The organism is Nitrospirota bacterium (assembly GCA_035516965.1).
Lineage (GTDB): Bacteria > Nitrospirota > UBA9217 > UBA9217 > UBA9217 > MHEA01.
This window is the reverse complement of the sequence record DATIZR010000095.1, coordinates 1-10213: the sequence shown is the minus strand read 5'-3', so window position 1 is coordinate 10213 and position 10213 is coordinate 1. Positions and strand designations below refer to the sequence as shown.

Genomic DNA, 10213 nt, shown 5'->3' with positions numbered 1-10213 from the left:
AAAAAGGGGCCGGGGATCATGCGACCCCCGGCCCAGCTATGTCCGTCGATCTATCTTACTGCTTCAGATTCACCAGTTCCTGCATCAGTTGGTCCGTCGTCGTGATGACCTTCGAGTTCGCCTCAAACCCTCGCTGGGCCGTGATCATCTTCACGAACTCCTGGGCGAGGTCCACATTGGAGAGCTCAAGGCTGTTCGAAGTGACCTGGCCGATTCCCGAGGTGTTCGCCTGTCCGATGATCGGCTGTCCTGAATTGAAGGACTCGCCGTAGAGGTTCCTGCCGAGTTTGGTCAGGCCCGTGGGCGCGATGAACCGCGCGAGGGCGACCTGGCCGATGGCCCTCGTCTGGCCGTTCGTGAACACGCCCGTGATTACGCCTGCCTGGGAAACAGAAACGCTCTTGAGCGAGCCCGAGGCATAGCCGTCCTGGGTCAGGTTCATGACCGAAGAAGCCGACGCGAACTGGGTTGTCATGTCGAGACCGGTCCCTGCCGGTGCTTCGCCGGTGCCGGTCCCGAAGTTGAAGCTGACGTTCTGCGGTGCGGTCACCCCCCCCCCGAAATTGAAGGCCAGCGCCGTGCCACTGTTGTCATTGTTGAGGGACCCGTCGGCATTGAACGTCAGGGCTTGCGTGGCAGCCGCTCCGACAGGCGGATTTCCCGCGCCGCCCGAGGTCTGGCCAGCTTCCATGAGAGAGCCCGGATTGCCCGGGTCGGCGTACGCATAGTGGGTTGTCCACGTGTTGGCGGCGGTCTTCACGAAATACATCGTCACCTGCTGGGCGCCTCCCTGGGAATCGTAGATCGTCGTCGTGTCCGAGAAATTGAAGTTCGCCGGATCGTTGGGAATGCCGTCACCGTTCCCATCCAGCGTGAACGCCGCTGCCGGCGGCGTCGCCGTGGCGTCGAGGTTCAGGGCAACCTGGGCTGCAGTGGTAATGTTGGCCGGGCTTTGGCGTGTCGCAATCTGGAGGTTCCCGGTCGTACCCGTAATGTTCCCCGCCGCGTCGGCAAGATACCCCTGGAGTGCCAGGTTGTCGGGATTCACGATGTTCCCGTTCTTGTCGATCGAAAACTCGCCGTCCCGGGTGTAGTACTTGGCGCCCGCGCTGTCTGTCACCATGAAGAACCCGTCGCCGTCCACGGCCAGGTCGAGGCCGTTCGACGTGCTTTCGAAGGAACCCTGGGTAAATTGAGGCGTCACGCTCATGACCTGCACGCCGCGGCCAAGCTGGGACGCTGCCGATGCGCCCGTGAGGCTTTGGCTCAGCACGTCTCCAAAGGTGACCGTGCTCGACTTGAAACCGATCGTGTTCATGTTCGAGATGTTGTCGCTTATGACGGAAAGGGCCGTGCCGTTCGCGTCCATGCCGCTGACTGCTGTATACATTGATGTCAACATGTTATGCTCCTCCTCTGATTTCCATGATCGCTCCCGGCTGGATTGTGCTGCCGTCCTCCAGCTCGAGGAGCGTCTGATTGTTGCCGAACAGCACGCCCGTAACGGTATGGTACGCGCCGGTCGTGAGCTGCACCTGCTTCCCGATCAGGTCCGTGGCCGTCGCGTTCTGCTGCGATGACTGGACTTGCACCAGGCTCGTCAGCTGGGTGTTGATGTTGGTCAGCTGTTCGAGAGAACTGAACTGCGCCAGCTGAGTCGTGAACTGGCTGCTGTCCATCGGGTTGAGCGGGTCCTGCGCCTGGAGTTGGGCCATGAAGAGCTTGAGGAAATCGTCCTTGCCGAGCTCTTGACTCGGCGGGACCGTCGAACTGCCGGATGCCGCGCCAGTGGTCGTTGTCGTGCTTCCAATATCCATATTACCTCCTTGTTCTCAAACGAATAGATTGATCCCGCTTCTGGCAGCAGCCGAAGCGGTGAACGCGGATGGCTGAACGCTGTCTGCCGTCCGCGGCTGATGCTGTCCTGCCTCATGTGCCTGCTCATCGGCCTCTTGTCCCCCGTTTTTCAATGACACGGAGAACCCCCCGACGCTCAGACCTTCCTTCATCAACGACTCGACGATCTGCTGCATATTGTCCTGGATCACATTCCTGGCCGCATCATCGGCGACCTGGATGTGCGCATGGACGGTTCCCCGGTCGAGGCTGAGGTTGATGTTAAGCTTGCCGAGGCCTTCCGGTTCGAGCTTGACCGCGAGACGGTTCCCGTCCCTGATGATCGAGACGGTATGATCGAAAGGCTCGACGGGGTCCGCCGCGCGCGCGGGGGGGGGCGATCCGGCCTCCTGCGCATGAATCGACGGCGCTCCTTCCGCGGTCACGACGGATGCATGCTGCAGCACGGCGCTCTGGTGCAGGGCGGGAGAGAGCGCAATATCCGGCTGACCGGCCGAAGCCGGCTCTTGGGCTGAATGTTTGTTCTCTGCCGTGACCAGGGGAAGATTCGCGTTGCTTCCCTGGGGCGCGGCCGGCTCCGCAGCTGGTTTTTTCGCAGCCGCGAATTCCGGTGCAGCAGTGTCCTCGCGGGCTTCGCTCCCGTGTTTGGGGTTCTTTCCGGCAGCATCCTGTACGGCACCAAAAAACTTTCCATCCTGCTGCTCTTCGTCGAGAGGCGCTGTGGAAACTGCCGCGGCCGTGTCTCCGGCCTTTGCCGCCCCCGGTTCGTTGTCAACACCCAGAAGAAACCGGGTAATGCCCTGCTTCTGGTCAGATTGATCATTTGCGGCCGAAGCCAAAGCAGGTGTGTTCTGCGGAGGGTTAGTATCACTGACAGCGGCGCCCGCCGGGGCGGGAGGTTCCGGGTTCGGTGCGTCCTGGATAGGGACGCCCAAGACCATCGAACCCAGCAGCTGCCCAAGCAGCAGGTTGAAACAGTCCGCCCCTGCACCAGCCGCCCTCTTCTCAGGGGAAGAGGCGCCGGGCGTCCCGGTTTCTACGGTGTTGTCTATGATCGGACCGCTCACCATGCCCATCGAAAAAGCAACTACCATGCCAGGGGCCAATTGCATTCTTCAGGTGTTCGGTCTTCTCATGTTATTCGGAACTTCCGCGGCGTGCCGTCTTTGGACAGGCAGTCCGCTCTTGAAAAAAGTGCAGTCCCGCGGAAAATTTTTCTCACCCCGTTAAAGTTTTTTCCCTATCCTGCCGATAGATAACCAGCGGGGCCTTTCCTTGCGCGATCGGGGGGCCCGCTCACCCATGACCGCAGACGACGTCAAACGCTTCATCAAAGGCCTCAGGGACCTGTCCACGCTGCCCGTCCTGCTCGAGAAGATCATCACCCTCACCAACGATGAGAATTCGGACATCGACGAACTCGACGACGCGATTTCCTTCGACCAGGCGCTTGCCCAGCGCGTCCTGCGCGTGGCCAACTCGGCGTTCTTCGGCCACTCAGGACAGATCAGGGATATCCACCAGGCAGTCCTGTTCCTCGGCGTGAACCGGGTGAAGGCCACGGCTCTCGGCATGTCCGTGCTCGATGTTTTCCCGGCCCGCGCGTCGATCAACGTGCAGAACCTCTGGGTGCACAGCTACGAGGTCGCCTTTCTTTCCTCGGTCATCTCCGGAGGCATTTCGATCACGCAACCGCAGGAGTGCTTCGTTTCCGGACTGCTGCATGATGTGGGAAGGATCATCTTCTATACCCTGGATAGGGACCGCTTTGCAGGGATCGAGACCACGGACACCATGCTCGAGCAGGAGACTGCGGCATTCGGGTGCACCCACGCCGAAGCCGGCGGCTGGTTCGGCGAAGAGATCGGCCTTCCCGGTGAGATCGTCTCGACCATCCGGTATCACCACAAGCCGTCCCAGGTCCGGGAAGGCCGGGAAGTCGCGTCCATCGTATCGCTCGCCGAAGGCCTTTCCCGCCAGTTCAGCCCCCATCTCGAAGACGACGGCATATGGACGCCCGAACATGATGCGATCCTGCTGGAGTTCTCCCTGCATGATGCGGATCTCCGGTTGTTCGCCGAGCGCTTCAGGGAGTCCAGGCCGGAGATCGAAAAGATCTTCGCTCCATCCAAAACCTGATCCCGTTACCGTCTGCAGAAGACCCTTCCTTTTTCAGGCCATCGGGCAGACGATCATTCAACTTGAGGCGCTTTCTTGAACCTGTTGGTCAAAATCCTGACGGGAAGGAGATTGGCTGCTGCAACGTCCGTTGTCTTGCCCAGCTGAAGAATTATCCCTTACTACCGTCTATCCCCTTGTTTATCCATTACTCCTGACTGAGATTTCCTGCCGCATCTCTCTGGTTCCACCCTTTTCCTTCCTTTTATGCCCTCGAAATTGAATGGCAAAACTTTTGCAAAATATAAGATCGACAGCGATGTCTGTCATAAAACAGACATCTGTTCATCAGTGAAATGCGGGGGCACTAAGCGCAAGCAGCCACGTTTTTTGTTCACGCCCCATCCCTTGCCGGCTGCAACGGAGCTCTTATGGCAGTAGAACCGCCGAGAAAAATAACCGGGACGACGATCATCCGACGGGAAGAGGGAACGGGTTCGCAGCAGAAAAAGAAACAGCAACCCCGGAAGGATGAGCCGAAACAGGAACCAACGGGTCCCGGCAAAGTGGATATCAAGATCTGAAGAGCCGTTTGCCGGAGGGCGGGGAATGACAACCTTACCGCACCTGCGTGAGTTCATCCCGGGATGTCTGCATGCGCACGCGCGGGAGTGAGTGCCGTTATGGTCAAGAACTTCCTTACATCGAAAACACGGGCAGAGAGCGAACAGCAGAAAAGCCTCCTGACCCTTGAACTGGCGGAAATCCGCGAGATCTCGGACCTTATCTTTAAGAAGCTTGAAGCGAAGATCAAGGTTCTCGAGGCGATGGAGTCGACCGTCGACAAGAAGATGGCGTCTCTCGAGCGGCTGATCCATCGCGCCGAGGCCCTGAACGCACCGGGGACCGGCATGAACCGCCAGCAGGAAGTCCTTGCACTGAAGGAGCGGGGCCTCAGGAACGACGAGATCGCCGAGGTCTTGGGCATGCAGGCGGGCGAGGTCGAGCTCATTCTCGATCTGAACCTGCAGAGGCGATAGGGCAAATCATGCCCACAGGGAAAATTTTTCCGATACCGGGATCTTGCCGCGGAGCGTAAAGGCGCGGAGGAGGCGAATGGGACGGGTGGCGAAAGACTCGACGGGGAAGAGCGATTCTTCAAGAAATGAGGCATCTACCTTTGCCGTCCCCCGGTTCGCTGCGGTTCGTTTCGGACTTTCGGCTGAATGGCACGGTACTTGCTGAACCCTATGACAGCAGGGAAGGAGAGTCAATGTATAAAGGCATGTATATAGCAGCGTCCGGAGCGATCCTGAAGCAGACGCAGCTCGAGGTCATCACGCAGAACCTCGCCAATGCTAACACTGCCGGCTACAAAAAGGACGGCGTCACGTTCAAGGACTATCTCATGCCCCAGGACGGCACAGGCTCGGGCCCGGACGGCCGCGTAATGAGCGAGTTCTCCGCGGAGAAGACGGACTTTACCGTAGGTACCACGGTCAGGACCGGCAATCCCCTGGACATCGCGGTGGAGGGCAGCGGTTTCATCGCGCTCGAAGGCGATCAGTACACAAGACGGGGCGACCTGGTGAAGAACAGCGAGGGATACCTCACAACGCATGACGGCGTCAAAGTCATGGGCTCGGGGGGGCCGATCTCCATTCCCTCGGACAGCGTCCAGATCAGCATCGACCTGGAAGGCAAGGTGTCCGCCCTGCAGGCGGACGCGACCCTCCCGACCGAGATCGACACGATACGGGTCACCGATTTCGGTCCCGACGTGACCCTGACCAAGGTGGGCAACAGCATGTTCAAAGCCAGCGGCCCGGGCACGGCCGCGTCGGCGACCATCAAGCAGGGCTACCTGGAGAATGCGAATGTCGATACGGTAAAGGAAATGGTCCGCATGATCGAGACCATGCGGGAGTTCGAATCCTATCAAAAAGCGATCCAGATCTTCGATAACGCCACATCAAAAGTCACGAACCAGCTGGGAACACTCTAAGGAGGCTCAAACATGCTTCGCTCACTGTTCATCGCTGCCACCGGCATGGAGGCGCAAAAACTGAACATCGACATCATATCCAACAACCTGGCCAACGTCAACACTACGGGCTTCAAGAAGAGCAGGGCCGACTTCCAGGACCTCCTCTACGAGACGTTCCGGCTGCCGGGCGCGACGTCGGCGGAAGGGTCCGAGATCCCCTCAGGCATCCAGGTGGGCATGGGCGTCAAGCCCGTGGCGGTCCAGAAATTATTCCAGCAGGGGGATTTCGTCCAGACCGGCAACAATCTCGACATGGTCATTGAGGGCGACGGCTTCTTCCAGATCCTGATGCCCGACGGCACGACGTCATACAGCCGCGCCGGCGCCTTCAAGCTCGACAGCGAGGGCAGGATCGTGAACTCAGACGGCTATCCGCTCGAACCGGGGATAACCGTCCCGTCAGGCGCGACCTCCATCAACATCAGCTCCGACGGCATCGTGTCGGTGACCCAGGCGGGCAGCGCCACTCCCACCCAGATCGGCCAGATCGAGATTGCGAACTTCATCAATCCCGGCGGACTGAACGCACTCGGGAAGAACCTCTTCCAGCAGACGGCCTCTTCCGGCGACCCCACCACGGGCAAACCGGGAACCAACGGACTCGGGACCCTGTCGCAGGGCTTCATCGAGATGAGCAATGTGAACGTCGTCGAAGAGATGGTGAACATGATCGTAAGCCAGCGCGCCTACGAGGTCAACTCCAAGGCCATCCAGGCATCGGACCAGATGCTCCAGGTGGCGAACAATCTGAGACAATAATATGATGGAACGGCAAGGAAAATACATGGCTTCGGCATGCATCCGGGCAGGGCATGACAAAGCGCTCTCGCTTCCCTTCTTACCGGCGCAGTCCACGGTCTGGGGGCTTGTTCTTTTCTGTTTCTTTCTCGCGGGTCCGGTCCCGGCATTGGCTGACCCCTGGAGTCCGGAGGCCGAACTCAGGAGCTATCTCCTCAGCACCTATCCCTGGGCGGACGTGGACATCAGTAATCTCGAGTATAGCGCCGAGTTGCCGGCAGGCAGGCCTGTCTCGATCGCCGTTGAGAAGACGCCTCCTGGCAATTCCCTATTCCGGTTCAAATTCAGGGGGGGCGGGACGATCCTGGCGGCTGCCCACGTCAGGGCCTTTGACCGTGTGGTGATGACACGGTCCGCCTTCCGGAAGGGCTATGTGCTCAAGCCCGATGACATTTACCCGACGCTCATGGAGAGCGGACGGATCCCCAAGGGCGCCGTGCGGTCAGAAGAGAAGATCATCGGGAGGCCGCTCCTCCGGTCCGTTGTTCCCAATGTGCCGGTCACCGATATGATGGTCTCGGACACACCGCTCGTCAGACGGGGCCACAAGGTCTCAATCCTCGTAGAGTCCGCAGGCTTCTCCATCAAGGCCCTGGGAGAGATGAAGGCTGATGCAGCGGTCGGCGACTCCGTGAAGGCGCTGAACCTGCTGTCAAAGAAAACGGTCTTCGGCCGGCTCGTGGACGAGAACACCGTACGCGTGGAGTTTTGAGATGAAAAAGGCCCACATCAGGAAAAGGACCTGCTCCGGAAAAGATGGGAGCGGAACGATCGACTCTTCTTCCGTCCGCAATCTCAGCGCTGTCCCCTATTTTCTTTTGCCGGTCCTCTCCCTGCTGACTATCCTCGCTTCCTGCGCGACCACGCCCAAGCTTCCCGCGCCTCCGCCGCGCTATGTCTATGCCAGGAACGAGCCGAGCCAGCCGGTTCCCGCGGCCAATTCGCTCTGGCGCGACACCGCCAGCCTGTATGAGGACGTGAAGGCACGGAGGCTGAACGATCTGGTCACGATCAATGTGGTAGAGAGCATCTCCGGCTCCGGCACGGCCGATACGTCCGCGGCGAAGAAGTCAAGCATGAATGCCGGGATCGACACGTTCTTCGGCCTGCCGATAAACAGCATGTCGCTCAACGGCCGCTACGGCCTTTCCCCCTCGGTAAAGGCGACGGCCCAGGATGACTTCGCCGGCAATGGTTCCACGAACAGGGCGGGGAACCTCGTGGGCACGATTACCGCAAAAGTGGTCGAGGTGATGCCGAACGGCACGCTCTCCCTCGAGTCGAGAAAAGAGATCACCATTAATAATGAGAAACAGATCCTTATCCTGAAAGGCATCGTACGGCCCGACGACATCGCGATCGACAATACCGTCCTGAGCAGCAAGGTCGCAGACGCCGAGGTGTTCTTCGTGGGAGACGGCGTGGTCCAGGAAAAACAGAATCCCGGCTGGTTCACGCGGATCATGAGCAGCGTATGGCCATTCTAGATTCGGCACAGGGAAATCGGAGAACGGAAGCCGGGCACATGCCCGGGCAGCCAGCGGCGCCCGGTCTTGTTCCGACTTTTTTGTCCGTCATCTGTGCTCTGTCCGCCGTCCTCTTGTTCTCATCAGTCACCTCCGCCGAACGCATCAAGGACATCGCGAGCTTCGAGGGAATGCGCGAAAACCAGCTCATCGGCTACGGCCTCGTTGCGGGGCTGGACGGCACCGGCGACAAGGGCAACCAGACGCTGCAGACCATGGTGAACATGCTCCAGCGCATGGGCGTGACCATCAAGGAGTCCGACATCAAGGCCAAGAACACTGCGGCGGTCATGGTGACCGCCTCGCTGCCGCCGTTCCCCAAGCCCGGCGTGCGCATCGACGCGCTTGTTGCCACGATCGGCGATGCCAAGAGCCTCCAGGGAGGGGCGCTGCTGATGACGCCGCTCAAGGGACCCGACGGGAAGGTGTACGGACTCGCGCAGGGCCCCCTCTCGGTCGGCGGCTTCCTCGGCGGCGGTGGTGGCACAACGGTCCAGAAGAACCATACAACGGCAGGTAAAGTGCCTGAAGGCGTGACGATCGAAAGCGAGCCCCGGTTCTCGCTGGGAAGCGGCGATGCAATCAGGCTGTTCCTGCACAACCCGGACTTTACCACGGCGAGCAGCGTGACTGCCAGGATCAATGAGAAGCTGAACGATGCCAATGCGGCTGTGACCATGGATCCTGCAACAATCAAAGTCAAGATCCCGCAGGAGTTCCAGAACAAGGTGGTCGAGTTCATCGCGTCGCTCGAAGCTGTTGACGTGGCGGTGGACACGCCGGCGCGGGTGGTGATCAACGAGCGGACCGGCACCGTGGTGATCGGCGAAAACGTCAGGATCGCTCCGGTGGCGCTCGCCCACGGGAGCCTGACCATCGAGATCAAGACGGATTACAAGGTCTCCCAGCCACCGCCCATGGCGCCGGAGAAGGCTTCCACGGTGGTGGTTCCGGAAAAAACCGTGAACGTGAAGGAGCAGCCGGGATCGTTGTTCACCGTATCGGGGGCCACCTTGGGAGAGGTCGTGCGTGCGCTGAACGCCCTGGGCGTCACCCCGCGTGACCTGATCTCGATCCTCCAGGCGCTCAAGGCCGCAGGTGCGCTGCGCGCCCAGGTGGAGATCATCTGATGCAGGACGTTCCACGCCTTGCAGCACCTCAGATCCGTTCCATCGAGGATCTCAGGGGCAGGAGCAGCAGCGACCCCGAGGCGATCAAGGCCGTGGCCCGAGAGATGGAGTCCCTCTTCGCCTATGAAATGATCAAGGCAATGCGGGAGGCTTCGGGCCAGCCTGGCGAGGCCGGTCTCGGCAAGGACACGTACATGAGTATGTTCGACATGGAACTCTCGAAGATCTTTGCCCAACGCGGGCTCGGCCTCCAGGACATGTTCGTGAAGCAGCTGACCGCAACCGCCGCAAAAGCCGGCCAGGGGAATGTGACTCGAACAACGGGGGCCAGGTCTGCTGAAAAAGAGCCCTCGCTCACAGCAGAGATCAGGGCGATTTTGCCTGATGATAGTTCCCGCCGGCTTAGTTCGGCCTACGGCATGCGCCAGGACCCGTTTACGGGCGACCAGAAATTCCACCATGGCGTTGACATTGCTGCACCGGCGGGCACCGATATTCATCCCGTCAGACCCGGCAAGGTGGTATTCAGCGGTGAGCAACCGGGATACGGCAACGTCGTTATCATCGATCACGGGGACGGGTTTAGCTCCAAGTATGCGCATAATAAGGAAAATACGGTAGCTGTCGGTGATTCGGTTGACCGGGGATCGATCATTGCCCGCGTGGGCAGCACCGGCAGGGCAACCGGTCCCCACGTCCATTTCGAGGTGCAGTACAAGGGAGAAAAGGTACCACCA

The 10213-nt window shown here is 60.0% G+C and carries 12 protein-coding genes; 9 read left to right on the top strand and 3 right to left on the bottom strand.

The window, feature by feature from the left end; translation table 11 throughout:
- Nucleotides 1–55 precede the first annotated feature (55 nt).
- From VL197_14560 to VL197_14550, 3 genes are read right to left on the bottom strand one after another with little or no spacing between them, the layout of a single operon-like run.
- On the bottom strand, nucleotides 56–1402 hold the full coding sequence (locus VL197_14560) for a flagellar hook protein FlgE (GenBank protein ID HUJ19202.1): 1347 nt from the start codon (nucleotides 1400–1402) through the stop codon (nucleotides 56–58).
- A 1-nt stretch (nucleotide 1403) separates the two neighbouring features.
- On the bottom strand, nucleotides 1404–1817 hold the full coding sequence (locus tag VL197_14555; GenBank protein ID HUJ19201.1) for a flagellar hook capping FlgD N-terminal domain-containing protein: 414 nt from the start codon (nucleotides 1815–1817) through the stop codon (nucleotides 1404–1406).
- Between the two features lie 15 nt (nucleotides 1818–1832).
- A complete protein-coding gene (locus VL197_14550) occupies nucleotides 1833–2969 on the bottom strand; it encodes a flagellar hook-length control protein FliK (GenBank protein HUJ19200.1) in 1137 nt (378 codons plus the stop codon).
- A 190-nt stretch (nucleotides 2970–3159) separates the two neighbouring features.
- On the opposite strand from VL197_14550, the gene VL197_14545 reads away from it, so the two are divergent.
- The 9 genes from VL197_14545 to VL197_14505 form a co-directional block, all read left to right on the top strand.
- Complete coding sequence (locus tag VL197_14545) at nucleotides 3160–3996, top strand: HDOD domain-containing protein (GenBank protein HUJ19199.1); 837 nt, start codon at nucleotides 3160–3162, stop codon at nucleotides 3994–3996.
- A 410-nt stretch (nucleotides 3997–4406) separates the two neighbouring features.
- Complete coding sequence (locus VL197_14540; protein ID HUJ19198.1) at nucleotides 4407–4559, top strand: hypothetical protein; 153 nt, start codon at nucleotides 4407–4409, stop codon at nucleotides 4557–4559.
- A gap of 99 nt (nucleotides 4560–4658) precedes the next feature.
- Complete coding sequence (locus tag VL197_14535) at nucleotides 4659–5015, top strand: hypothetical protein (GenBank protein HUJ19197.1); 357 nt, start codon at nucleotides 4659–4661, stop codon at nucleotides 5013–5015.
- A gap of 233 nt (nucleotides 5016–5248) precedes the next feature.
- A complete protein-coding gene (locus VL197_14530) occupies nucleotides 5249–5980 on the top strand; it encodes a flagellar hook-basal body protein (GenBank protein ID HUJ19196.1) in 732 nt (243 codons plus the stop codon).
- Between the two features lie 12 nt (nucleotides 5981–5992).
- Complete coding sequence (gene flgG / locus VL197_14525) at nucleotides 5993–6781, top strand: flagellar basal-body rod protein FlgG (GenBank protein HUJ19195.1); 789 nt, start codon at nucleotides 5993–5995, stop codon at nucleotides 6779–6781.
- A gap of 25 nt (nucleotides 6782–6806) precedes the next feature.
- Nucleotides 6807–7532, top strand: coding sequence for a flagellar basal body P-ring formation chaperone FlgA (flgA, locus tag VL197_14520; GenBank protein ID HUJ19194.1), 726 nt, complete (start codon nucleotides 6807–6809; stop codon nucleotides 7530–7532).
- Nucleotide 7533: 1 nt separating this feature from the next.
- The gene (locus VL197_14515; protein HUJ19193.1) at nucleotides 7534–8307 is read left to right on the top strand and encodes a flagellar basal body L-ring protein FlgH; all 774 of its coding nucleotides are present in this window, start codon (nucleotides 7534–7536) and stop codon (nucleotides 8305–8307) included.
- Nucleotides 8295–9476, top strand: a complete 1182-nt coding sequence (locus tag VL197_14510; protein ID HUJ19192.1) for a flagellar basal body P-ring protein FlgI — start codon at nucleotides 8295–8297, stop codon at nucleotides 9474–9476. Before VL197_14515 ends, VL197_14510 begins: the two co-directional genes overlap by 13 nt.
- A partial coding sequence (locus tag VL197_14505) for a peptidoglycan DD-metalloendopeptidase family protein (protein HUJ19191.1) occupies nucleotides 9476–10213 on the top strand: 738 nt, incomplete at its 3' end. The genes VL197_14510 and VL197_14505, both read left to right, overlap by 1 nt.